The organism is Curtobacterium poinsettiae (assembly GCF_047226435.1).
Lineage (GTDB): Bacteria > Actinomycetota > Actinomycetes > Actinomycetales > Microbacteriaceae > Curtobacterium > Curtobacterium poinsettiae.
On the sequence record NZ_CP178434.1, the window covers coordinates 2,091,479 to 2,114,647 of the forward strand.

Sequence of the window (23,169 nt, forward strand, 5' to 3'; positions counted from 1 at the left end):
CGCTGCCGAACTCGGCAGTTCCCGTTGTGGACTTGGGGAGGAGCGGCTTCGACCGTACGCCTAGCCGGCGAGCTGGAGCCGGAGCTCCGAGAGTCGCGTGGACACGGTGCCGTCGATGACGTCGCCGCCGATCTGCACCCGGACCCCGCCGACGACCGTGGGGTCGACGACCTGGTTGATGCTGATGTCCTTGCCGTACCGCTCGGACAGACCGCGCGTGACGCGGGCCGACTGGGCGGGGGTCAGGTGCGTCGCCGTGACGACCGTCGCGACGAGCTTGCCGGCCTGCTCGGCCACGATGCGCGATGCGTCGCGGACGATCTCACCGATGCGACGACCACGGGGCTGCTGCACCAGGGACGACACGATGATGACCGTCTGCTCCGACGCCTTGGCACCGAGGAGCCGCTCGACGAGCGCGCCCTTCTGCTCGGGGCTGCCGAGCTTGGTGCCGAGCGCCAGCTCGAGTCCGGCGTCCGAACGGACGGCGGTCTCGAAGGCGAACAACTCCGACTCGATCGACGAGTCCGGACCCGCGGTGGCGGCGACGGCGCGGATGCCCGCGTCCTCGATGCCGGCGAGCAGGTCCTGCTGCGAGGACCAGCGCGAGCCGGCCACCGCGGTCAGGACCGCACGCGTCGCGTCCGACTGTCCGGCGAAGACACGGTCTATGAGGACCTTCTTGCCGGCCGCGTCGGCCGTGGGGTCGGACAGCAGCCCGAGCAGCTGCGGCGCACCGGCGATCGCACGCCCGGAGGCGAGGATCTCGGCACCCGCGACCAGGCCGGCGCTCGGACCGAGGTCCGAGAGCACCGCCCTGGTGGACGCGAGTGCTTCTCTGGTAGCGCTGCGCATGCTCAGTGCTCCCCCGTCTTCGTGGCCTGCGAGGCCTCGAGGTCGGCGAGGAAGCGGTCGACCACTGCGGTGGACTTGGCGTCGTCCTTGAGGGACTCACCGATCACGCCGGACGCGAGGTCCAGCGCGAGGGTGCCAACTTCGGACCGGAGTGCCTGGACGGCGCTCTGGCGCTCGGCCTCGATCTGCGCCTGGGCGTTGGCCGTGATGCGTGCTGCATCGGCGGTCGCCTGCTCGCGGACTTCGTTGCCGATCGCCGTGGCGTCGGCGCGGGCCTGCTCACGGATGCGCGATGCCTCGGCACGTGCATCAGCGAGCTGCTTGTTGTACTCCTCGAGCGCAGCAGCGGCCTGCTCCTGAGCGGCCTCGGCCTTCTTGATGCCGCCCTCGATGGCCTCGGTGCGCTCATCGAGCATCTTCGTGATGCGCGGCGTGACGACACGCCACATCACCAGGAAGATGATGACGAAGGCAAGCGCCGACCAGACGACGTCGTACAACGGCGGGATCAGCGGGTTGTGCGTCTCCTCCGCCGCGATGATGAGTGCGTTGTGCATCGAGGAGCCTTAGTTGGTGCCGGTGAAGATGAAGTACGTGGCGATACCGATGAAGGCCAGGGCCTCGGTGAAGGCGATACCGATGTACATGAGGGTCGTCAGGCGGCCCTGGAGCTCGGGCTGGCGAGCGACGGACTCGATCGTCTTACCGACGACGATGCCGACGCCGATGGCCGGGCCGATCGCTGCGAGGCCGTAGCCAACCGTCGCGATGTTGCCGTTGATCTCCGCGAGAACGGTCGTTGCGTCCACGTGTTTTCCTTTCGAGGTGCGGGTCCGACGGTCGTCGGTCCCGTAGGGGGTCAGTGAGGAATCAGTGCTCGTCAGCCAGCGCCAGCTGGATGTAGACGGCGGTGAGGAGCATGAAGACGTAGGCCTGCAGCAGCGCGACGAGGACCTCGAAGAAGCTGAACGCGATGCCGAACGCGATGGTCCCGACGCCGAAGGCCTTGAAGCCGAGCGAAGCGTCGAAGAAGAAGAACTGCGTGGCCGAGAAGAACAGCACGAGGAGCAGGTGCCCCACGACCATGTTCATCAGGAGTCGCAGCGTCAGGGTGACGGGACGGAGCACGAAGGTCGAGACGAGCTCGATCGGCGTCACGATGATGTAGAGGAACCACGGCACACCGGGCGGGAAGAGCGAGTTCCGGAGGAACGTGCCCGGGTGCTTGCGGAGACCGGCGTAGATGAACGCGACGTACGCGACGATCGCCAGGATCATCGGCATCGCGATGCGACTGGTCCCGCCGAGGTTCATGAACGGCACCAGACCGGTCAGGTTCATGAACAGCACGCCGAAGAAGATCGTCGCCAGGAGCGGCAGGAAGCGCTTGCCGTCCTTCTCGCCGAGGTTGTCGAAGGTGTTGCGGCGGACGACGTCGAACGCGTACTCGATGAACGCCTGACCGCGGTTCGGCACGAGCTTCAGTGCACGGGTACCCACGAACGCGAACACCAGGAGCACGGCGACGGCGAAGAATCGGATGAGGACGAGCCGATCGATCTCGAACGGCGTCCCTGCCCACAGAAGAGCATCGGGGAAGAACTCGTTGATCGACGGACCATGGAACTCGGCGGCCTTGCTGCTCCCCGCCGCGACGGTGTCAACCGCAGCGGAGAGGGACAGGGGAAGAGCGTGGGATAGCAGCGCTGTCTCCTGTGTCGGCGCGCGCACATCATGGCACGCGATGGTGGACGTTGTGGAGGCTCGCCCGCCCCGAGCGAAAGGCTCCGGTAGCGGACTTCGAGAAGCCTATCAGGTGCGAGAGGCTTCCCGGCTTCTCAGACGCGGGGGGTCGGGTTCCCAGCGTCCGCGGAGTCGTCGAGACCGTCGCCCGGCAGCCGGACGTCGATCGGGGTGCGGGCCTTCGCGACCGCGACGACGTCGATCACCAGGGAGCCGACGACCCCCGCGATGATCACGATCGCCAGCACCGGGAAGTCGACCCAGTCGCGGTCCCTGAGCAGGACCAGCAGCACGATGAAGACGATGAACTTCAGCAGCCAGGTGCCCATCACGATCCCGAAGAACGCACCCGAGATCATCTGGCCCTTCGACACCCGCAGCGCGACGAGGACACTGACCGCGGTGAGGCCGAGGATTACGACGCTCAGCACCGCGCCGAGCAGTCCCCCGACCAGCCCGGGGCCGTCCGCGACGAGGAACCCGATGAGTCCGCCGACGACCGCCAGGGCGACGGCGAGGACCGCTCCCCAGGTGATGATGCGGCGGAACACCGGCCGGACGTGGTCGAGCGCGTTCGGTGCGGTCACGTGATGTCTCCAGGGATCGTGCGGTCGTTGGCGGCCCGGTCGAGCGGGTCGAGGCTGGCGTCCACCACGGCGGCGGAGCGGTTCGCGGTCTGCGCGGCGATCTCGGCGCGCTTCCGGCCGAGCGGCGCGAACGTCGCGACGGCGCAGACGGTGAAGCCGACGGACACGAAGACGACGACCCAGTACCAGTCCACGAAGAGGAACAGCAGGCACCCGAAGGCGACGGTCGCGGTCCAGGCGTAGAAGATCAGCACCGCGTGGAAGTGCGAGTGCCCCATGTCGAGCAGGCGGTGGTGCAGGTGCTTCCGGTCGGCCGAGAACGGCGACTTCCCCGCGCTGAGCCGTCGGGTGACCGCGAGCCCGAAGTCCAGGATCGGGACGATCAGGATCGCGAACGGCAGCAGGATCGGGATGAACGCCGGCAGCAGCGCCTGGCGTGTCTGGACCGCCGCCGGGTCGATGTTGCCCGTGACCGAGACCGCGCTCGTGGCCATCAGGAACCCGACGAGCAGCGCGCCGGCATCCCCCATGAAGAGCTTCGCGGGGTGCCAGTTCAGGATGAGGAAGCCGAAGCAGGCCCCGACGAGGACCGCGGTGAGCAGCGACGGCAGGTTGAAGAAGAACTCGGTCTGCACGACCACGCGGTTGATGAAGAACGTGTAGAGGAAGAACACGCCGCCGGCGATGATCGCGACACCGGCCACCAGCCCGTCGAGCCCGTCGATGAAGTTCACCGCGTTCATCACGAGCACCACCGCCAGCACGGTGAAGATCAGGCTCATGTACGACGAGCCGACGCCCAGCGTGTTGCCGATCGGCAGCGACACGATCGCGACGCCCTGCCAGGCGAGGATGCCCGCCGCGATGATCTGCCCGGCGAGCTTCGTCATCCAGTCGAGGTCCCAGATGTCGTCCGCGACGCCGAGGACCACGATGATCGTCGCTCCCCCGAGCACCGCGAGCACACGGCCCGGCTCGGAGAACACCAACCGGAAGTAGTCGGTCCCCGCGATCGACGGGAACAGGAACCAGGCCGCCAGCAGCGAGACGATGACGCCGATGTACATCGCGATGCCGCCGAGCCGCGGCGTCGGGGTGCGGTGCACGTCCCGCTCGCGGACCTGCGGGTACCACTTGTACTTCAGCCCGAGCTTCCAGACGATCAGGCTCATCACGAAGCTCACGACCGCGGCGATGGCCCCCGCGAGCAGGTAGTACTTCATGTGACGAGGTCGGCTCCGACGACCCGGATGATCTCCTCGTCGGGGATCACCCCGTGCCGGACGATGCGGAGCTTCCCGCCGTCCGACAGCCCGGTGGCGTCGACGATGGTCGACCCCGTGCTGGCCTCGAAGCCGTCGTGCACCTCGATCGGCCCGCCGTCCAGGTAGATCGCGACGCTGTCACCGAGCATGCGTTCGGCGGCGTCGACCTCCATCGCGGCCGGGTCGCCCGTGGAGTTCGCGGACGAGACCGCCAGGGGCCCGACCTCCTGCAACAGCTCGAGGGCGATCCGTGAGTCCGGCATCCGTAGGGCCACCGTGCCCCGCGTCTCGCCGAGGTCCCAGTCGAGCGACGGCTGGGCGTGCAGGATGACGGTCAGCCCGCCGGGCCAGAACTCGGCCACCAGGTCCCGCACCGGCTGCGGGACGTCGCTGGCGAGCGCGTCGAGCGTGGGCGGACCGGGGATGAGCACGGGCGGCGGGGACTGCCGTGTGCGGCCCTTCGCGTCGAGCAGCCGCTGCACGGCGGTCGCGCTGAAGGCGTCCGCGGCGAGGCCGTAGACGGTGTCGGTGGGGACCACGACGAGCTCTCCGCGTCCGAGGGCGGCGCGTGCGAGCCGCATCCCGGTCAGGAGCCCGTCGGAGTCGGTGCAGTCGTATCGGGATGCCATGACTCGACGATGATAGTGCGACACAATGGTGGACATCGTGAACGAGACGCCTGCACCCCCGCTCCTGTTCCTCTTCGACATGGACGACGTCCTGGTCCGGTACGACTGGAAGGTGCGCATGGCCGCACTCTCCGAGTTCACCGGACACGCGTTCCAGGAGCTCCGACGCCGCTGGTGGGACTGCGGCCACGAGATGCGCGCCGAGGCCGGTGGGTTCGCGGACGGCGACGAGTACCTCGCCGCGTTCGAGCGCGCGATGGAGTGCGACGTCCCCGAGGCCGACTGGGCCCGGATCCGCGGCGCCGCGATGACCGAGCTGCCGGAACGCATCGAGGCGGTCCGGATCGCGAGCGAGCACGGGCGTGTCGGGCTGCTCACCAACAACGGTCCGCTCGCCGGCCGGTGGATCCACGAGTGGGCACCGTCCCTGCCCGAGGTCTTCGGCGAGCACCTCGACACGACGAGCAACTTCGGCGCCCGGAAGCCCGAACCCGAGGTCTTCCAGCGCGCGATCGCCCACCACGGGGTCCCCGCGGAGCGCACCTTCTTCGCCGACGACATGCCCGAGAACATCGCCGGTGCGCGGAGCGTCGGCATCCACGCGGTGCTGGTGGAGCACGACACCGACCTGCGCGAGCACGTCCGCGCCTTCGTCGCGGCGCAGCGCGAGACCTCCCCCGTCGCCTGACGAGCGCTCACACCCGCCGACACGCCGTCGTCTTGTCGGGACGCCGCCAGACACCGCGGCGTCTCGCGCACATCGCGGCGTCTCACCGACACGACGGCGTCTCACCGCAGCCGACGGCGGGCGAGGACGGCCTGGAGGCGCGGCTCACCCCCGCCTAGCGCGTCGCGGTGGTCGTGCGGTCGCGACCCGTCAGGTCGACGTGCGTCTCCGGGGTGCGGAACCCCCGGCCCGCCAGGACCTGCCGAACGCCGGCGCCCTGCGGCTCGGCGTGCTCGATGACCAGTGCTCCCCCGGGCACCAGCAACCGCCAGGCCGTCTCGGCGAGGGCGCGCACGGCGTCGAGGCCGTCCGGCCCACCGTAGAGCGCCATCGCCGGGTCGTGGTCGCGGACCTCGGGGTCGACCGGGATCGCGTCGTCCGGCACGTACGGCGGGTTCGACACGACGACGGAGACGGTGCCGTCGAGTTCCGGCAGCGCGTCGGCGAGGTCGCCCTCGACGAGCCGCACGGTCCCGCCGTGGGCATCGACGTTGCGCCGGGTCCAGGGCAGTGCCTCGGGCGACCGCTCGACCGCGTAGACCACGGCGTTCGGCACCTCGGTGTCCATCGCGATCGCGATCGCACCGCTTCCGGAGCCCAGGTCGACGGCGATCGGCTCGGGCACGGCGGTCGCGCGCAGGGCGTCGATGCCGAACTGGACGACGCCCTCGGTCTCCGGACGGGGCACGAACACGCCCGGTCCGACCGCCAGGGTGAGCGCGCGGAAGTACGCATGCCCAGTGATGTGCTGCAGCGGCTCACGGGTGGCTCGGCGGGCGACCGCGTGCCGGAAGCGCTCGACGTGCTCCGGGGCGATGCCGCCGCCGATCAGCGCCCGGGCCTGGACAGCACCGCGCGAGGTGTCGGTCGCCCACGCGAGCAGCAGCTCGGCGTCGACCCGGGGCGTGGGGACGCCGACGGCGACGAGCGCCGCGGTCGCCTGCTCGAGCAGGCGATCCGCGGCGTACGTGAGGGGCGTGTCGGCGGTGATACGGGCCTCCAGGCTGGGTGTGCGGTTACGCGTCCTGGTCGCCGATGGCGGCCAGCCGCGCCTCTTCGTCCGCCTGGATGGCGGACTGGATGACGGGCTCGAGGGCACCGTTCATCACGCGGTCGAGGTCGTACGCCTTGTAGCCGGTGCGGTGGTCCGCGATCCGGTTCTCCGGGAAGTTGTACGTGCGGATGCGCTCCGAACGGTCCATCCCGCGGATCTGCGACTTGCGCGCGTCCGAGGCGATCGCGTCGAGCTCCTCCTGCTGGCGCGCGAGGATGCGTGCACGGAGCACGCGCATGCCGGCCTCACGGTTCTGCAGCTGCGACTTCTCGTTCTGCATCGCCACCGTGATGCCCGTGGGCAGGTGGGTGATGCGGACCGCGGAGTCCGTCGTGTTGACCGACTGGCCGCCCGGACCGGAGGACCGGTAGACGTCGATCTTCAGGTCGTTCTGGTTGATCTGGACCTCTTCGGGCTCGTCCACCTCGGGGAACACCAGCACGCCGGTGGTCGAGGTGTGGATGCGCCCCTGCGACTCGGTCTGCGGCACACGCTGGACGCGGTGCACACCGCCCTCGTACTTCAGGTGTGCCCAGACGCCCTGGGACGGGTCGGTCGTGTTCGACTTGATCGCGACCTGGACGTCCTTGTAGCCACCCAGATCGGACTCGGTGCGCTCGAGGAGCTCGACCTTCCAACCCTTGGTCTCGGCGTAGTGCGAGTACATGCGCAGGAGGTCGGCCGCGAACAGCGCCGATTCCTCGCCGCCCTCGCCGCCCTTGATCTCCATGATGACGTCGCGGCCGTCGTCCGGGTCGCGCGGGATGAGCAGCCGCCGGAGACGCTCCTGGCGCTCCGACAGCTGCTCCTCGAGCCCGGGGACCTCGTCCGCGAACGCCGCGTCCTCACGCGCGAGTTCCTGGGCGGCGGCGAGGTCGTCCCCCGCCGCCTGCCAGGCCTCGTACGCGGACTTGATCTGGTTGAGCTCGGCGTACCGCCGGTTCACCTTCTTCGCCCGGGCCGCATCGGCGTGGAGCGCGGGGTCCGACAGCTGCTGCGTCAGGTCCTCGTGTTCCGCCAGCAGCCCCGCTACCGACTCGAACACGCGTTACTCCTGGTGGCCGTTGTGGTGGGCGCCGGTCGAGGGGACCGACTTCTGCACCTGCACCAGGAACTCGACGTTCGACTGCGTCTCCTTGAGGTTCCGCAGCACGATCTCGAGGGCCTGCTGCGGGTCGAGCCCGGCGAGGGCCCGGCGCAGACGCCAGGTGATCTTGACCTCGTCCGCGGAGAGCAGCTGCTCCTCGCGACGGGTACCAGAGGCGTTCACGTCGACGGCGGGGAAGATCCGCTTGTCGGCGAGGTGACGGTTCAGGCGGAGCTCCATGTTGCCGGTGCCCTTGAACTCCTCGAAGATGACCTCGTCCATCTTGGAGCCGGTCTCGACGAGCGCGGTCGCGAGGATGGTCAGCGAGCCGCCGTCCTCGATGTTGCGCGCGGCGCCGAAGAAGCGCTTCGGCGGGTAGAGCGCCGCCGAGTCGACGCCACCGGAGAGCACGCGGCCCGACGGCGGGGTCGACAGGTTGTACGCACGGCCCAGGCGGGTGATCGAGTCGAGCAGCAGCACGACGTCGTGGCCCAGCTCCACCAGGCGCTTCGCACGCTCGATGGCGAGCTCGGCGACGGTGGTGTGGTCCTCGGCGGGACGGTCGAAGGTCGAGGCGATGACCTCGCCCTTCACCGTGCGCTGCATGTCGGTGACCTCTTCGGGCCGCTCGTCGACGAGGACGACCATCAGGTGCGCCTCGGGGTTGTTCTTGGCGACGGCGTTCGCGATGGCCTGCAGCACGACGGTCTTGCCGGCCTTCGGCGGGGACACGATGAGACCGCGCTGGCCCTTGCCGATCGGCGACACGAGGTCGATGATGCGGGTCGACAGCTTGCCCGGCTCCGTCTCGAGGCGCAGGCGCTCGTTCGGGTACAGCGGGGTGAGGTCGTTGAAGTCGACACGGGCCGCGGCCTCGTCGGCGGACTGGCCGTTGATCGACTCGACGGCCACGAGCGCGTTGTACTTCTGACGGCTCTGCTGCTCGCCGTCACGCGGCTGCTTGATCGAACCGACGACGGCGTCGCCCTTGCGCAGGTGGTACTTCTTCACCTGGCCGAGGGAGACGTAGACGTCGCTCGGGCCCGGCAGGTAGCCGGTGGTGCGGACGAACGCGTAGTTGTCGAGGACGTCGAGGATGCCCGCGATCGGGATCAGGACGTCGTCCTCGGTGACCTCGGGCTCGAAGTCGTCGTTCTGGCCGCCACGGCCGCGCTTGCGGTCGCGCTGGCGACGGCTGCGGCCGCTCTCGGCCTCGTCGGCGTGCTGTTGCTGCTGCTGCTTCTGCTGGCCGCTGGTCTGCTGCTTCTGCTGACCGGCGTTCTGCTGCTTCTGGTCGGACTTGTCGTCCTGCTTGGCGTCGGCCTGCTTCGGCTGGTCGTTCTGCTTGCCGTTCTGCTGCTCGCCGCCGTTCTGCTTCTGCTGGTTCTGCTGGCCGCCGTTCTGCTGGCCGCCGTTCTGCTGGCCGTTCTGGTCGGCGCCGTTCTGCTTCTGCTGGCCGCCGTTCTGGCCACCGTTCTGCTGGTCGGCGCCGTTCTGCTGCTCGCCGTTCTCGGCGTTCTGCCCACGGCCACGACCGCGACCACGGCTGCGACGACCGCGGCGCGAGCCGCCCTCGCCCTGCTCGGAGTTCTGGTCGCCCTGGTCGTTCTGGTCGCCGGACTCGTTCTGGTCCTGGTCGGCCTGCACGGCGGACGTCGGGGCCTGCTGGCTCTGCTGGCCCTGCTGCTGGGCAGCCTGGTTCGGCTGCTCGGCCTCGGCCGGTGCCGACGCCTGCTGGCCCTGCTCGGCGCCACGCTGCTCGGTGCGCTGCTCGGCGTTCCGCTGGCCACGGCCGCGGCGCTGCGAGCCGGACTGCGCGGCTTCCTGCGCGTCCTTCTCGGCGCGGACCTGGTCGAGCCCGGCGAGGAGGTCCTCGGTGCCGGTCTGACCGTGGTTGGTGTGCTCGGCGGCCGAGGTCGGTGCGGCGTTCACGGTGCCACCGGACGACGCACGGCGCGAACGACGGGCACGGCTCGGGGCTGCCGACTCGGCGGGTGCCTCGGAGTCGGCGACGGGGGCCTCGGCAGCGGGCTGCGCGGGCGTCTCGGCGGGTTCCGGCAGGGTCGGCTGCTCGGTGGCAGCCGGCTCGGCGGGGGTCTCGGGGACGACGGCGGCCGGGGCGGCCGGCGTCTCGTCGACGGGGCGCTTGTCCTCGATGGAGGCGATCAGGTCGCCCTTGCGGAGCTTGGAGAGCCCGGTGATGCCGAGCGAGGAGGCGATGCGCTGGAGCTCCGGGAGACGGAGGGCACGCAGGTCGCTGGGGATCTCCACCTGGGCGGAGTTGTTGTCGGTCAAGGTCGGTGTTTCCTTTCGAACCGCAGAACGCGGAGAGTTTCCACCGTCCCGGATGCAGTGAGCATCGACCGCCGTTCAGACGACGGATCGGGATTCGGTGATCAGAAAGAGATGCACACTCGCGCACCGGACCCTGCGACGTCGTAGGAGCTGTCCTGGAGGACGAGCGATCCGTACGGTTACGCGGGTTCGGCTTCGAGCGCCGAGTGCGCTGCCACTGTAGCACCACCGAGATCGACGGCCAGCATGAGCGGCCGCCAGTCGGATTCGGCGTGTCGCTGGACCAGGTCGGCGGCGGTCAGCCGCTGTGCCGGGTCACTGCCGAGGACGAGCAGGCTCGGCCCCGCACCGGAGACCACCGCGGCCAGGCCGTGCTGCCGGAGCAGCCGGATCAGGGCGTCGGTCTCGGGCATGGCGCTGGCGCGGTACGCCTGGTGCAGACGGTCCTCGGTCGCGGCGAGCAACAGCTCGGGGCTCTGGATGAGCGCCGCGACGAGCAGCGCCGAGCGGGAGACGTTGAACGCGGCGTCGGCGTGCGGGACCTGCTCGGGCTGCAGGGAGCGCGCGAGCTTCGTCGAGAGCGTCGAGGTCGGCACGAACACCACCGGGGCGACACCGCGGTGCACCAGGAGCCGCTTGTACGCCGGGCCCTCGGCGGTCATCCACGCGATCGTCAGGCCGCCGAAGAGCGCCGGCGCGACATTGTCCGGGTGGCCCTCCATCTCGGTGGCCAGGGTCAGGAGCGTCGAGGCGTCGAGGTCGACGATGCCCTCGAGCAGGCCGCGGGCCGCCATCAGCCCCGCGACGATCGCCGCGGCGGACGAGCCGAGACCGCGCCCGTGCGGGATCGCGTTCGTCGCGTGCAGCTCGAGGCCGGGCTGGTCGACACCGGCGTGTTCGAACCCTCGGCGGACAGCACGGACGACCAGGTTCGAGTCGTCGGTGGCGACCTCACCGGCGCCGACGCCCTCGACCGTGACGGTCGCGCCGGGTTCGGGGCGCACGCGCACCACGACCTCGTCGTAGAGCGAGAGCGCGAGGCCGAGCGAGTCGAAGCCGGGGCCGAGGTTCGCCGACGTGGCCGGCACCCGGACGCGGACCGTCGATCCGGCCGGCAGTGTCCGGACCGCCCGTCCGGCCGGTACAGCGCTGCGGGCGGTGACGCCCTCCCCCGGTCCGGACGAACGGTCGGAGATCACTGCTCGCTGACCAGACCGAGCACGTCGGCGATCGACTTCGTGTCGACCGGCACGCTCGTCGGGGTGACCTCGCCGCCGTCCGGCGTGCGGAGGGCCCACTGCGGGTCCTTCAGGCCGTGACCCGTGACCGTGATGACGACCTTCGCGCCCTTCGGCACGACACCGGCGTCGGCGCGCTCGAGCAGCCCGGCGACACCGATCGCCGACGCGGGCTCGACGAAGACGCCGACCTCGGCCGACAGGATGCGGTGCGCGGCGAGGATGGCCTCGTCGCTGATGGCACCGAAGTAGCCGTCGGTCTCCTGCTGCGCCTCGAGCGCGAACTGCCACGAGGCCGGGTTGCCGATGCGGATGGCCGACGCGATGGTGTCCGGGTGCCGGACGACCTCGCCGTGCACGATCGGGGCGGAGCCGGCGGCCTGGAACCCGAACATGCGGGGCAGCTTGGTGCTCCGACCGGCGGCGACGTCCTCGCGGTAGCCGCGCGAGTACGCGGTGTAGTTGCCCGCGTTGCCGACGGGCAGGAAGTGGAAGTCCGGTGCGTCACCGAGGACGTCGACGACCTCGAACGCGGCGGTCTTCTGCCCCTCGATGCGGTCGTTGTTGACGGAGTTGACGAGGTGCACCGGGTAGTTCGCCGCCAGGTCGCGGGCGATGTCGAGGCAGTCGTCGAAGTTGCCCTGCACCTGCAGCAGCTGGGCGTCGTGGGCGACGGCCTGGCTGAGCTTGCCCATGGCGATCTTGCCCTCGGGCACGAGCACCGCGGCGGTGATGCCGGCGTGCGTCGCGTACGCGGCGGCCGAGGCGCTGGTGTTGCCGGTCGAGGCGCAGATGACGGCCTTCGCGCCGTGCTCGACGGCCTTCGAGATCGCCATCGTCATGCCGCGGTCCTTGAACGAGCCCGTCGGGTTCATGCCCTCGAACTTCACGTAGACCTCGGCGCCGGTGCGCTCGGAGAGCCGACGAGCCGGGATGAGCGGCGTGCCGCCCTCACCGAGGGTGACGATGGGCGTCGCCTCGGTCACGTCGAGTCGGTCGGCGTACTCGCGCAGGACTCCCTGCCACTGGTGGGCCATCAGGCTTCTCTCTCTGTCCGGTGGGGTGGATCTGGTGGTGGTTCGGCTCGGCGAGCCTGCTGGTCGGCCTGGAGGCCCGTGGTCGCGTCAGCGACCGACGACGCGCAGGACGCTGGTGACGTCCAGGACGACGTCCTCGCCGCGGAGGGCGACGACGGTGTCCGCGAGGTCGGCCTCGCGCGCCAGGTGGGTGCCGATGACGAGCGTCGCGGTCCCCTCGGCTGCGCCGGTGGTGGTCTGCTCGACCGTCTCGACGCTGACGCCGTGCTTGGCGAGCACGCCCGCGACGGTCGACAGCACGCCGGGTGCGTCCGTGACGTGCAGGGTGATCTGGTAGCTCGTGCGAACGGTGCCGATCGGGAACACCGGCAGCTCGGACTGCGTCGACTCGGCGACGCCCGGGCCACCGATGACGTGCCGACGAGCCGCGGAGACCAGGTCGCCGAGGACCGCCGAGGCCGTCTCGACGCCACCGGCACCCGCGCCGTAGAACATCAGGTCACCGGCGGCTTCAGCCTCGACGAACACGGCGTTCTTCGCTCCGTGCACGCTCGCGAGCGGGTGCGACTCGGGCACGAGGGCCGGGTAGACGCGGGCGCTGACGCCCTCGCGGCCGTCCTCGTCCGTCAGCCGCTCCGCGGTCGCCAGGATCTTCACGACGTAGCCGGCCTTGCGGGCGGCGCGGACCTGCTCGATCGTGACGTGGGTGATGCCCTCGCGGTGCACGGCGGCGAGCGGCACCGAGGTGTGGAACGCGAGCGAGGCCAGGATCGCGGCCTTCTGCGCGGCGTCGTAGCCCTCGATGTCGGCGGTCGGGTCGGCCTCGGCGTACCCGAGCTCCGTCGCGGTGGCCAGGGCGTCCTCGAACGTGGAACCCTTGCGGTCCATCAGGTCGAGGATGAAGTTGGTCGTGCCGTTGACGATGCCCATGATCCGGACGATGCGGTCACCGGCGAGCGAGTCGTGCAGCGGACGGATGATCGGGATCGCACCGGCCACGGCGGCCTCGTAGTAGAGCTGTGCACCGACCTGCTCGGCCGCGGCGAAGAGCTCCGGGCCGTGGGTGGCGAGCAGCGCTTTGTTGCCGGTGACGACGTCGGCGCCGGACTGCAGCGCCTGGAGCACGAGGGTGCGCGCCGGATCGATGCCGCCGATGAGCTCGACGACGATGTCCGCGCCGAGGATGAGCGACGCAGCGTCCGTGGTGAAGAGCTCCGCCGGCAGGTCGACGTCGCGCTCCGCGTCCACGTCGCGCACGGCGATCCCGACGAGCTCCAGCCCGGCTCCGGCGCGCGAGGCCAGCTCGTCGCCGTGCTCGAGGAGCAGTCGCGCGACCTGGGAACCGACCGAGCCGGCCCCGAGCAGCGCGACACGGACGTTGCGGTATTCGATCATCTGGTAGCGGTTCCTGTCGATGGGGGCACGCCCTGCGGGGTGGGCGGACCCGGTCGGGTCGGGGGTCAGCGGCCGGTGCCCTCGGCGGGCACGGCGGCGACCCCGGTGTCACGGGCGAGCAGGTCGTCGATCGTCTCGCCCCGCACGAGGATACGGGCTGTGCCGTCCGCGACGGCGACGACCGGCGGGCGGCCCACGTGGTTGTAGTTGCTCGACAGCGCCCAGCAGTAGGCACCGGTGGCCGCCACGGCCAGCAGGTCGCCGCGCTGCACGTCGCCGGGCAGGTACTCGTCGTTCACCACGACGTCGCCGCTCTCGCAGTGCTTGCCGACGACGCGGCTCAGCACCGCTGGTGCGTCGGAGGTGCGGGCGAGCCGGGCCGTGTAGTCGGCGCCGTACAGGGCCGGACGGATGTTGTCGCTCATCCCGCCGTCGACCGAGACGTACGTGCGGGTCGCGCTGCCGCCGTCGTCGGTCTCGAGCGTGACGGGCTTGATCGTGCCGACGCGGTACAGCGTCACCCCGGGCGGGCCGATGACGTACCGGCCCGGCTCGACGGCGATGTCCGGCACCGGGATGCCGCGTTCGGCGCAGGCCTCGCCGATGATCGCGGCCAGTGCATCGGCGACGTCCTCGGGGGCGAACGCCGAGTCGGCCTCGGTGTAGTCGATGCCCCAGCCGCCGCCGAGGTTCAGCTCGGGCACCGGGCCGGTGGCGACGAGCGTCGCGTGCACGTCCATCAGCCGACGTGCGGCCTCGCGGAAGCCGGCGTCGTCGAAGATCTGCGAACCGATGTGCGAGTGCAGGCCGACGAAGGCGAGCGAGGGCTCGGCACGGACGGCTGCCGCGGCGTCGACGGCCTCGGACAGCGGGATGCCGAACTTCTGGTCCTCGCGAGCGGTCGCCAGGTACTCGTGGGTGGACGCGTGCACGCCGGTGTTGATCCGGATGCGCACACGCTGCACGACCCCGGCGTCGGCGGCGGCGCGGGCGACGCGCTGCACCTCTTCGTGGCTGTCGAGCACGATCGTGCCGACGCCGACCTCGAGGGCACGGGCGATCTCGGCGTCGGACTTGTCGTTGCCGTGGAAGCCGAGCCGACCGGGGTCGATGCCACCGGCCAGGGCGACCGCGAGCTCACCGGCGGTGCAGACGTCGACGCGCAGGTCCGCCTCGGCCATCCACGCGACCACCTGCGTCGTCAGGAACGCCTTGCCGGCGTAGTAGACGTGCGCGTGACTGCCGATGCGTTCGAAGGCCTCGGTGAAGGCGTTCCGCACCCGCACCGCACGGGACTGCACGTCACGCTCGTCGACGACGTACAGCGGCGTGCCGAACCGGGCGACCAGGTCGGTCGCGCTGATGCCACCGATCGCCAGGGTGCCGTCGTCGGTCCGCGTCGCGGACGCGGGCCAGATGCGGTCCACCAGTTCGGAGGCGTCCGTCGGGAACCGCAGCCGCGGCGGTGCAAGGGGGTTCTCGCTCACGGGACCCGATCCTACCGACGCGAGCCACGCCTCCCGGGCCGCGTTACGCACCCGTCCGCTCAGCGGCAGCTGCCGACGGTCCGCAGGCCGTCCTCGGTGAGCGGCAGCGCGTCCGCGGTGATGCGGACCGTCGCGTCCGACTTCGACACGTCGAGTGAGCGCACCCGCAGCGCCTCGGGCAGGAACTGCGCGGTGCAGACCTGCACCGGGACGCCGGTGACGCCCGGGATCGAGTCGACCTTCAGACCGAGGTCGGAGTTCGTGATCCGGACGCTCTCCGGGGTGATCGAGATACCGCGGCCGTCGTCCTGCGCGACGACGGCACCCTTGGCGGCGTACGTGATGTCGTAGCCGAGCACCGACGACGACCCGGTCAGCTCGACCCCACCGTCGGCCAGGCTGAGGCGGTCGAAGAGCGGGCTGTACTTCGCCAGGTCCTTGACGCTCGACGACGCCAGGGTGACCGTGCCGTCGACGTCGCGGACGTCACCCTTGCCGTCCACCGGGACGTCCTGCGCAGTGACGTCGGCGGCGAGCGGGATGCCGTCGACCGTGAGCTTCTCCGAGGAGATCTCGACGCGATCGAGCGTGCCGCTGATGAGCTGCGGGATGACGATGCCCTCGGCGTGCGCGTCGACCTGGCCGGTCGTGCCGTCGGGCAGCGACTGCTCGACCTGCTGGGCGATGATCCGGTCGACGACGCCGCGCAGCACGAACTCGGCGACGACGACGAGGCCGGCGAGCACCACGACGAGCACGAGCAGGACGACGGGCCAGCGGCGGCGCTTGGTGGGGCGTTCGGTGGCTGCAGGCATGCGTCCTAGCCTGCCAGCCCGGTCTGCGGCGCAGCTGCGGCCGGGCGCGGCCAGGCGCGGCCGGGCTGCGGCCGGTCTGCGGCCAGGACGCAAAACACCGGTGTTCGCGCTCGACACCCCGGGATGCGGGTGTTCGGTGCGCGAACACCGGTGTCTTGCGGAACGGGCGACCGCTACATGCGAGACGGAGCCGACACGCCGAGCAGGCCGAGGCCGTTCCGGACGACCTGGCCGGTGGCGTCGTTCAGCCACAGGCGCGTGCGGTGCAGGTCGGTCACGGGCTCGTCGCCGAGGGGCGTGACGCGGCAGGAGTCGTACCAGCGGTGGTACAGGCCGGCCAGCTGCTCGATGTAGCGCGCGATGCGGTGCGGCTCGCGCAGCTCGGCGGCGTGCCGGACGACCCGCGGGTACTCGGCGAGGGCTCCGAGGAGCGCGCTCTCCGACTCGTGGGTCAGCAGCGAGGCGTCGAACACCGACCGGTCGACCCCGGCGGCCGCGGCGTTCCGGGCCACCGACTGGGTGCGGGCGTGGGCGTACTGCACGTAGAAGACGGGGTTGTCGTTCGTGCGCTTCGTGAGCAGGTCGAGGTCGATGTCGATCGCGGTGTCGCTGGCGAAGCGGACCAGGGCGTAGCGGCCGGCGTCGACACCGACGGCGTCGACGAGGTCCTCCATCGTGACGATGGTGCCGTTGCGCTTCGACATGCGCATCGGTTCGCCGTCCTTGAGCAGGTTGACCATCTGCCCGATCAGGATCTCGAGGTTCTTGCCCGGCTCGTCGCCGAACGCGGCGCACATCGCCATCAGCCGGCCGACGTAGCCGTGGTGGTCGGCGCCCAGCATGATCAGGTTGCGCTCGAACCCGCGCTCGCGCTTGTCGAGGTAGTACGCCAGGTCACCGGCGATGTACGCGGGTTCGCCGTCCGACTTGATGACGACGCGGTCGCGGTCGTCGCCGAAGTCGGTCGTGCGGAGCCACTCGGCGCCCTCGGCCTCGTACATCACACCGGCCGACCGCAGTCGGGCGATGGCACGCTCGACGGCCTTCGACTCGTGCAGCGCGTTCTCGTGGAAGTAGACGTCGAAGTCGACGCCGAAGTCGTGCAGCGACGACTTGATGTCCGCGAACATGAAGTCGACGCCCTCGCGGCGGAAGAGCTCCTGCGCCTCGTCGCGCGGCAGGTCGCGGACGTCGGTGCCCGGCTCGAGGGTCGCGATGACCCGTGCCGCGATCTCGGCGATGTAGGCGCCGCCGTAGCCGTCCTCGGGCGTCGGCTCACCGAGTGCGCTGGCGACGAGGGAGCGGGCGAAGCGGTCGATCTGCGCGCCGTGGTCGTTGAAGTAGTACTCGCGGGTGACGAGTCCGCCCTGCGCCTGGAACACGCGGGCCAGGCTGTCGCCCACTGCGGCCCAGCGGACGCCGCCCATGTGGATCGGGCCGGTGGGGTTGGCGGAGACGAACTCCAGGTTGATCCGGACGCCGTCGTACAGGTCGCCGGTGCCGAAGGACTCGCCGCCGTCCACGATGGTGCGCGCGATCTCGCCAGCGGCGGCCGCCTCGAGCGTGATGTTGATGAAGCCGGGGCCGGCGACGTCGACCGAGTCCACGCCGTCGAGCTCGGTCAGCTCACCGGCGATCTCGGTCGCGAGCTCGCGCGGGTTCGTGCCGAGCCGCTTCGCGAGCTGCATGGCCGCGTTCGAGGCCCAGTCACCGTGGGCGCGGTTCTTCGGACGCTCGAGCACCACGTGGGACTCCTCGATCGTCACGGTGTCGGACGCGCCTCGGCGCTCGACGATCCCGGTCAGGATCGACAGGTACGCGGCGGAGAGTTCGGCTGGAGTCACGAGGACCGATCCTACCGGGACGCCCAGGTCCGCACCGATCGATGCAGCATCATGTCGGGATGACCCCCCGCAGCCGTGCCCGGGCGCTCACCGTCGCCACCCTCACCACCGCAGCAGCCGTCGTGCTCGCCGGGTGCTCGGGCGGCGGGGCCAGCACCCCGTCGGCCAGTGCGACCCCCGCGGGCAAGCCGGTGTCGCAGACCTGCGGTGAACTCCTGCCGATGAGCGCCCTGTCCGTGTACGGGCAGACCTTCGAGCTCGACGACTCGTTCACACCGGCGAAGGGCTCCCCCGCCGCGACCATCGCGAAGCAGCAGGGCCGCGTCTGCCGGTTCGTGAGCACCGACGCGGACGCCACGGCGATCACGTTCGCGGTCGCCGATCTGCCTGAGAAGTCGCTCACCAACCTGAAGGACGCCCTGTACGAGCGGGGCGGATCGGTCCCCACCTACCGCGTCGAGGGGTACTTCGCCCTGAACGGTGCCGTCGGCCGGGCGGATGCCTTCGCCGACCCGTACTGGATCACCGCGCAGTCGACGCTGTTCACCGAGCCGGGTGGGGCGCAGCCCGTCGTCGACGCGGTGCGGGCCGCGCTGCAGCCGTCCGCGACGGGGTCGGCGACGCCTGCGGGCTGACGCGCTCGGGCCGGCACGGTGCGCGGTCCGCCACCTGGTGCGCGGTTGCGTGCCCGGTGCGCGCTTCCAGCGCCGCACGGAACGCGGAACACCGCACCGGAACGCAACCCGCGCACAGTGCGGACGGGAGGCCCGTGGCGGGCCCGCACCGCGCCTCCAGACCGGCCGCCCCCCGCGTCCACTGCGCGACACGCGCTGTCCAGGACCACCCACCGGACCTGCTACGGTTGTTCACACCCCTTGGCCCCCATAGCTCAGGGGATAGAGCACTGCCCTCCGGAGGCAGGGGCGGAGGTTCGAATCCTCCTGGGGGCACTGGACACACCCGCGCAAGCAGACGTCTTCACTGCGCTCTGTCGGCTGCACGATGTCGCCTGCGGCGACCTTCCCCCGTTGGGGCTCCTCGTCGAGTGAGCAGAACGCGACGGGTCGAGGCGGGTGACCCGACGTCTTCTGCTCACTCGGCGCGCGACGCCCCGCCCCGCCCCTGCGCTACCCCGTGTTTCCGAGCGGGACACCTCGGTCCCCTAGGATCACGGGCCGGTCGTCCCGCACGCGACCGGGAAGAGGCCTCGATGACCACCGGCACCGGGAACGCGCAGCTCGAACTCGCCCGCGGCGGCGACGCACCCGCCCCACGGACCCTGTTCGACGTCCTTTCGGCGACCGCGGCGACCCATCCGGACGCCACCGCGCTCGAGGACCCCGCCGGCAGCGTCGACTACGCCGCCCTGCTCGACCTGGTGCACGCGCAGGCCGACGACCTCGCACGCCGGGGCGTCCGGCGCGGGGACCGGGTCGGGGTGCGGATCCCCTCCGGCGGGCGCGACCTGTACCTGTCGATCCTCGCCGTGCTGGCCGCCGGAGCCGCCTACGTGCCCGTCGATGCCGACGACCCCGAGGAACGCGCCACCCTGGTGTTCGGCGAAGCCGGTGTCGTCGGGGTGATCGGTGCCGGCGGCGTCCTGCGCGACCGCGACGGCGCCGAACTGCCGGTGACCGACCCTGCGGCGAGCGCCGAGCTCCCCCGCGAGACCGACGACGCGTGGATCATCTTCACGTCCGGGTCGACCGGGGTGCCGAAGGGCGTGGCGGTCACCCACCGCAGTGCTGCGGCGTTCGTGGACGCCGAGGCGCGGATGTTCCTGCAGGCGGCGCCGATCGGTCCGGGTGACCGGGTGCTGGCGGGGCTGAGTGTGGCCTTCGACGCGTCGTGCGAGGAGATGTGGTTGGCGTGGGGGCACGGTGCCGCGTTGGTGCCGGCGCCCCGGTCGCTGGTGCGGACGGGGGTGGACCTGGGGCCGTGGCTCATCGCGCACACGATCACGGTGGTGTCGACGGTGCCGACGCTCGCGGCGTTGTGGCCGGACGATGCGCTGGAGCAGGTGCGGCTGGTGATCTTCGGTGGTGAGGCGTGCCCGCCGGAGCTGGCGGCGCGCATCGCGAGTCGTGACCGTGAGGTGTGGAACACGTACGGGCCGACCGAGGCGACGGTGGTGGCGTGCGGGTCCCTGCTCGACGGGAGCCAGCCGATCCGGATCGGGTTGCCGCTGGACGGGTGGGACCTGGCCGTGGTGGACGGTGCCGGGCAGCGGGTGGAGCCGGGCGATGTCGGTGAGCTGGTGATCGGTGGGGTCGGGCTGGGGCGGTACCTGGACCCGGCGAAGGACGCGGAGAAGTACGCGCCGTTCCCGGAGCTCGGGTGGGAGCGGGCGTACCGGAGCGGGGACCTGGTGCGGTACGAGCCCGAGGGGCTGGTGTTCCAGGGGCGTGCGGACGACCAGGTGAAGCTCGGCGGTCGGCGGATCGAGCTCGGTGAGATCGATGCGGCGCTGCAGGCCCTGGACGACGTGGCGGGTGGCGCTGCGGTGGTGCAGCGGACCCCGGCGGGGAACCAGGTGCTCGTCGGGTACGTGGCGCCGGTGGCGGGGGCGACGGTGGACGTGGCGGCGGCGAACGCACGGTTGCGCCAGGAGTTGCCGGCGGCGCTGGTGCCGTTGGTGGCGGTGGTGGAGTCGCTGCCGACGCGGACGTCGGGCAAGGTCGACCGTGCGGCGCTGCCGTGGCCGTTGCCGGGGGCGACGGACGCGGCGATGCTGCCGGACACGGTGGCGTGGATCGCCGAGCGGTGGTCGGCGATCCTCGGGGTGCCAGTGGCGAGCGTCGACGACGACTTCTTCGCGCACGGCGGTGGGTCGTTGACGGCGGCGCAGCTGGTGTCGGCCATCCGTGAGCGGTTCCCGACGACGACGGTGGCTGACGTGTACGACCACCCGCGGATCGGGGCGTTGGCGGCGGCGCTGGACGAGTCCGGGCCGGTCGAGGCGTCGTCGCGCGACGTGGCTCCGGTCCCCCCGGCGACGGGGCTGCTGATGACGCTGCTCGGGCTGCCGGTGCAGGTGCTCCGCGGGCTGCGGGTGCTGACGTGGACGGCCCTGGTGGCTGCGGTGCTGCACGCGACGACGTTGCCGTTCCTGCCGGTGCTGCCCTGGCCGGTGCTGGTGCTGATGCTCCTGGTGTTCGTGACGCCGATCGGCAAGATGGCGCTGACGGCGGTGCTGGCGCGGCTGCTGCTCGCCGGGGTCGGTCCGGGCTCGTACCCCCGTGGGGGTTCGGTGCACCTGCGGGTGTGGTTGGCCGAGCGCATCGCCGAGGCGGTGGACGGCCCGTCGACCGCGGGTGCCCCGTGGATCAGCTACTACGCACGGGCGCTCGGTGCGCGGATCGGGCGGGACGTCGACCTGCACACACTGCCGCCGGTGACCGGGATGCTGACGATCGGCAAGCGCGCGTCGATCGAACCCGAGGTCGACCTTGCCGGGCACTGGCTCGACGGCGACGTGTTCCACCTGGGGCACGTCCGCATCGACGACGACGCCGTGGTGCGGAGCCGGACGACGCTGCTGCCGGGGGCGCACGTCGGCGCGGGTGCCGAGGTGACGGCGGGTTCCGCCGTCGGCGGTCCGGTGCCGGCGGGCGAACGCTGGGCGGGGGCGCCGGCGGAACGCGTCGGGTCGGCTCGCGGCGACCGGGAGGCCCGCCCTGCGGTCCGTCGCCGCTGGCTGCTCGCGTACGGGGCCGGGTCCCTGGCGGTGGCCGGGTTGCCGGTGGTCGGTGTCGCGGTCGGACTGCTGGTCGCCCTGGCCCTGGTGGGGCGGGCGTCGGCCCTGGGCGACGCGGTGCTCCGCGCGCTGGTGACGGTCCCCCTGGCGACGGTCGTCGCCGGTGCGGTGTACGCGCTGCTGGTGGTGGTCGCGGTGCGGTTGCTCGGCGTCGGCCTGCACGAGGGGCGGCACCCGGTGCGCTCCCGGATCGGCTGGCAGGTGTGGTCGACCGAGCGGGTGCTCGACGCGGCGCGGACCCTGCTGTTCCCGCTGTACGCCTCGCTCGTGACGCCGGTGTGGTTGCGCCTGCTCGGCGCCCGGGTCGGTCGGGACACCGAGATCTCCACGGTGCTGCTCATCCCGGCGCTGACGCAGATCGCGTCGGGGGCGTTCCTGGCCGACGACACCATGGTGGCCACCTACGAGCTCGGCGGCGGTCGGGTGCGGATCGGTCGGTCGAAGGTCGGCCGTCGGGCGTTCCTCGGCAACAGCGGGATGACGGGCGCCGGACGCTCGGTGCCGCGCGAGGCCCTGGTGGCGGTGCTGTCCGCCGTGCCGAAGAAGGCCAAGCGCGGGTCGTCGTGGCTCGGGTCGCCCCCGGTGCGGCTGCGGCGTGCGGCGACGGAGTTCGACGAGGCGCGCACGTTCCGTCCGTCCCGGCGGCTGAAGGTCGCCCGCGGCTGCTGGGAGCTGCTGCGCCTGGTCGCCCCGATGGTGTCCGCCGCGATCGCGCTCGGCGTGGCCGGCACACTGCTGGCGCTGTGGTCGGCCGTCGGGATCGGGTGGACGGTGCTGCTCGCCGGTCCGGTGCTCATCGCCGCCGGTGCCGTCGCCGCCGTGGTGTCGACGATCGCGAAGTGGGCGTTCGTCGGCCGGATCACCGCCCGGGAGCACCCGCTGTGGTCGTCGTTCGTGTGGCGCAACGAGGTGCAGGACACCTTCGTCGAGACCGTCGCCCGGCCGTGGTTCGCCGAGCAGGCCACCGGCACCCCTGCTCTGGCCGTCTGGTTGCGGAGCCTCGGCGCGACGATCGGGCGCGGGACCTGGCTCGAGACGTACTGGCTGCCCGAGGCCGACCTGGTCACGATCGGGTCCGGGGCGTCGGTGGCGCGGGGCACGGTCGTGCAGACGCACCTGTTCCACGACCGCGTGATGCAGCTCGACACCGTCCGGCTCGACGCTGGCGCCACGCTCGGGCCGCACAGCGTGGTCCTGCCGGCGGCCGGCATCGGTGCCGGGGCGACCGTCGGACCGTCCTCGCTCGTGATGCGCGGTGAGCAGGTGCCGCCGGGGTCCCGCTGGGCCGGCAACCCGATCGCTCCGTGGACAGCGGTACCGCCCTCGGTGACAGCCCCACCGGCACCATGAGGTT

The 23,169-nt window shown here is 71.4% G+C and carries 19 protein-coding genes and 1 tRNA gene; 4 read left to right on the forward strand and 16 right to left on the reverse strand.

Annotated elements, in window-relative coordinates; translation table 11 throughout:
• Window positions 1-60 precede the first annotated feature (60 nt).
• The 7 genes from ACL00U_RS09860 to ACL00U_RS09890 form a co-directional block, all read right to left on the reverse strand.
• Complete coding sequence (locus tag ACL00U_RS09860) at window positions 61-855, reverse strand: F0F1 ATP synthase subunit delta (RefSeq protein ID WP_031259114.1); 795 nt, start codon at window positions 853-855, stop codon at window positions 61-63.
• 2 nt (window positions 856-857) lie between these two features.
• On the reverse strand, window positions 858-1,412 hold the full coding sequence (locus ACL00U_RS09865) for a F0F1 ATP synthase subunit B (protein ID WP_017885748.1): 555 nt from the start codon (window positions 1,410-1,412) through the stop codon (window positions 858-860).
• 9 nt (window positions 1,413-1,421) lie between these two features.
• Entirely contained in the window at window positions 1,422-1,664 is a 243-nt protein-coding gene (gene atpE / locus ACL00U_RS09870) for an ATP synthase F0 subunit C (RefSeq protein ID WP_017885749.1), read from the reverse strand.
• Window positions 1,665-1,725: 61 nt separating this feature from the next.
• Window positions 1,726-2,586, reverse strand: coding sequence for a F0F1 ATP synthase subunit A (atpB, locus tag ACL00U_RS09875; protein WP_017885750.1), 861 nt, complete (start codon window positions 2,584-2,586; stop codon window positions 1,726-1,728).
• A gap of 107 nt (window positions 2,587-2,693) precedes the next feature.
• Window positions 2,694-3,185 carry a hypothetical protein gene (locus tag ACL00U_RS09880; protein ID WP_412873343.1) on the reverse strand — a complete coding sequence of 164 codons (492 nt, stop codon included), beginning with the start codon at window positions 3,183-3,185 and terminating at the stop codon, window positions 2,694-2,696.
• Window positions 3,182-4,408 (reverse strand): MraY family glycosyltransferase, encoded by a 1,227-nt coding sequence (locus tag ACL00U_RS09885; protein WP_017885752.1) that lies wholly within the window; start codon window positions 4,406-4,408, stop codon window positions 3,182-3,184. The genes ACL00U_RS09880 and ACL00U_RS09885 overlap by 4 nt, the downstream gene beginning before the upstream one ends.
• Window positions 4,405-5,079 (reverse strand): L-threonylcarbamoyladenylate synthase, encoded by a 675-nt coding sequence (locus ACL00U_RS09890; protein ID WP_214519873.1) that lies wholly within the window; start codon window positions 5,077-5,079, stop codon window positions 4,405-4,407. Before ACL00U_RS09890 ends, ACL00U_RS09885 begins: the two co-directional genes overlap by 4 nt.
• A gap of 37 nt (window positions 5,080-5,116) precedes the next feature.
• Between ACL00U_RS09890 and ACL00U_RS09895 the strand changes: the two genes are divergently transcribed.
• Entirely contained in the window at window positions 5,117-5,767 is a 651-nt protein-coding gene (locus ACL00U_RS09895) for an HAD family hydrolase (RefSeq protein WP_159557995.1), read from the forward strand.
• Window positions 5,768-5,921: 154 nt separating this feature from the next.
• Here the strand turns inward: ACL00U_RS09895 and prmC are convergent, their stop codons facing one another.
• From prmC to argS, 9 genes are all read right to left on the reverse strand, one after another.
• Window positions 5,922-6,797: a peptide chain release factor N(5)-glutamine methyltransferase gene (gene prmC, locus ACL00U_RS09900; protein ID WP_412874067.1), complete on the reverse strand. Its 876-nt coding sequence runs from the start codon at window positions 6,795-6,797 to the stop codon at window positions 5,922-5,924.
• A 25-nt stretch (window positions 6,798-6,822) separates the two neighbouring features.
• Window positions 6,823-7,905 (reverse strand): peptide chain release factor 1, encoded by a 1,083-nt coding sequence (gene prfA / locus ACL00U_RS09905; protein ID WP_017885756.1) that lies wholly within the window; start codon window positions 7,903-7,905, stop codon window positions 6,823-6,825.
• A 3-nt stretch (window positions 7,906-7,908) separates the two neighbouring features.
• A complete protein-coding gene (rho, locus tag ACL00U_RS09910) occupies window positions 7,909-10,242 on the reverse strand; it encodes a transcription termination factor Rho (protein WP_263136382.1) in 2,334 nt (777 codons plus the stop codon).
• A gap of 179 nt (window positions 10,243-10,421) precedes the next feature.
• Window positions 10,422-11,360, reverse strand: a complete 939-nt coding sequence (gene thrB, locus ACL00U_RS09915; RefSeq protein ID WP_071251731.1) for a homoserine kinase — start codon at window positions 11,358-11,360, stop codon at window positions 10,422-10,424.
• 77 nt (window positions 11,361-11,437) lie between these two features.
• Window positions 11,438-12,517 carry a threonine synthase gene (thrC, locus tag ACL00U_RS09920; protein WP_017885759.1) on the reverse strand — a complete coding sequence of 360 codons (1,080 nt, stop codon included), beginning with the start codon at window positions 12,515-12,517 and terminating at the stop codon, window positions 11,438-11,440.
• 87 nt (window positions 12,518-12,604) lie between these two features.
• Window positions 12,605-13,912, reverse strand: coding sequence for a homoserine dehydrogenase (locus tag ACL00U_RS09925; RefSeq protein ID WP_412873344.1), 1,308 nt, complete (start codon window positions 13,910-13,912; stop codon window positions 12,605-12,607).
• Between the two features lie 65 nt (window positions 13,913-13,977).
• Window positions 13,978-15,399: a diaminopimelate decarboxylase gene (lysA, locus tag ACL00U_RS09930; protein WP_071251722.1), complete on the reverse strand. Its 1,422-nt coding sequence runs from the start codon at window positions 15,397-15,399 to the stop codon at window positions 13,978-13,980.
• 59 nt (window positions 15,400-15,458) lie between these two features.
• Window positions 15,459-16,214 (reverse strand): LmeA family phospholipid-binding protein, encoded by a 756-nt coding sequence (locus tag ACL00U_RS09935; protein WP_017885762.1) that lies wholly within the window; start codon window positions 16,212-16,214, stop codon window positions 15,459-15,461.
• A 173-nt stretch (window positions 16,215-16,387) separates the two neighbouring features.
• Window positions 16,388-18,058 carry an arginine--tRNA ligase gene (gene argS / locus ACL00U_RS09940; protein ID WP_017885763.1) on the reverse strand — a complete coding sequence of 557 codons (1,671 nt, stop codon included), beginning with the start codon at window positions 18,056-18,058 and terminating at the stop codon, window positions 16,388-16,390.
• A 59-nt stretch (window positions 18,059-18,117) separates the two neighbouring features.
• Here argS and ACL00U_RS09945 point away from each other — a divergent pair, with 59 nt between their 5' ends.
• The 3 genes from ACL00U_RS09945 to ACL00U_RS09955 all read left to right on the forward strand — a co-directional run bounded on the left by ACL00U_RS09945 (window position 18,118) and on the right by ACL00U_RS09955 (window position 23,165).
• On the forward strand, window positions 18,118-18,693 hold the full coding sequence (locus tag ACL00U_RS09945) for a hypothetical protein (RefSeq protein ID WP_042539469.1): 576 nt from the start codon (window positions 18,118-18,120) through the stop codon (window positions 18,691-18,693).
• Window positions 18,694-18,936: 243 nt separating this feature from the next.
• Window positions 18,937-19,008 (forward strand) — tRNA-Arg (locus ACL00U_RS09950).
• 260 nt (window positions 19,009-19,268) lie between these two features.
• Window positions 19,269-23,165, forward strand: coding sequence for a Pls/PosA family non-ribosomal peptide synthetase (locus ACL00U_RS09955; RefSeq protein WP_071251724.1), 3,897 nt, complete (start codon window positions 19,269-19,271; stop codon window positions 23,163-23,165).
• Window positions 23,166-23,169 lie beyond the last annotated feature (4 nt).

Coding starts and splice junctions, on each gene's coding strand:
- thrC (WP_017885759.1), bottom strand. CDS start 12,517: ATGGCCCACCAGTGGCAGGGAGTCCTGCGCGAGTACGCCGACCGACTC.
- ACL00U_RS09860 (WP_031259114.1), bottom strand. CDS start 855: ATGCGCAGCGCTACCAGAGAAGCACTCGCGTCCACCAGGGCGGTGCTC.
- ACL00U_RS09955 (WP_071251724.1), top strand. CDS start 19,269: ATGACCACCGGCACCGGGAACGCGCAGCTCGAACTCGCCCGCGGCGGC.
- ACL00U_RS09945 (WP_042539469.1), top strand. CDS start 18,118: ATGACCCCCCGCAGCCGTGCCCGGGCGCTCACCGTCGCCACCCTCACC.
- ACL00U_RS09925 (WP_412873344.1), bottom strand. CDS start 13,912: ATGATCGAATACCGCAACGTCCGTGTCGCGCTGCTCGGGGCCGGCTCG.
- ACL00U_RS09890 (WP_214519873.1), bottom strand. CDS start 5,079: ATGGCATCCCGATACGACTGCACCGACTCCGACGGGCTCCTGACCGGG.
- ACL00U_RS09885 (WP_017885752.1), bottom strand. CDS start 4,408: ATGAAGTACTACCTGCTCGCGGGGGCCATCGCCGCGGTCGTGAGCTTC.
- ACL00U_RS09935 (WP_017885762.1), bottom strand. CDS start 16,214: ATGCCTGCAGCCACCGAACGCCCCACCAAGCGCCGCCGCTGGCCCGTC.
- ACL00U_RS09865 (WP_017885748.1), bottom strand. CDS start 1,412: ATGCACAACGCACTCATCATCGCGGCGGAGGAGACGCACAACCCGCTG.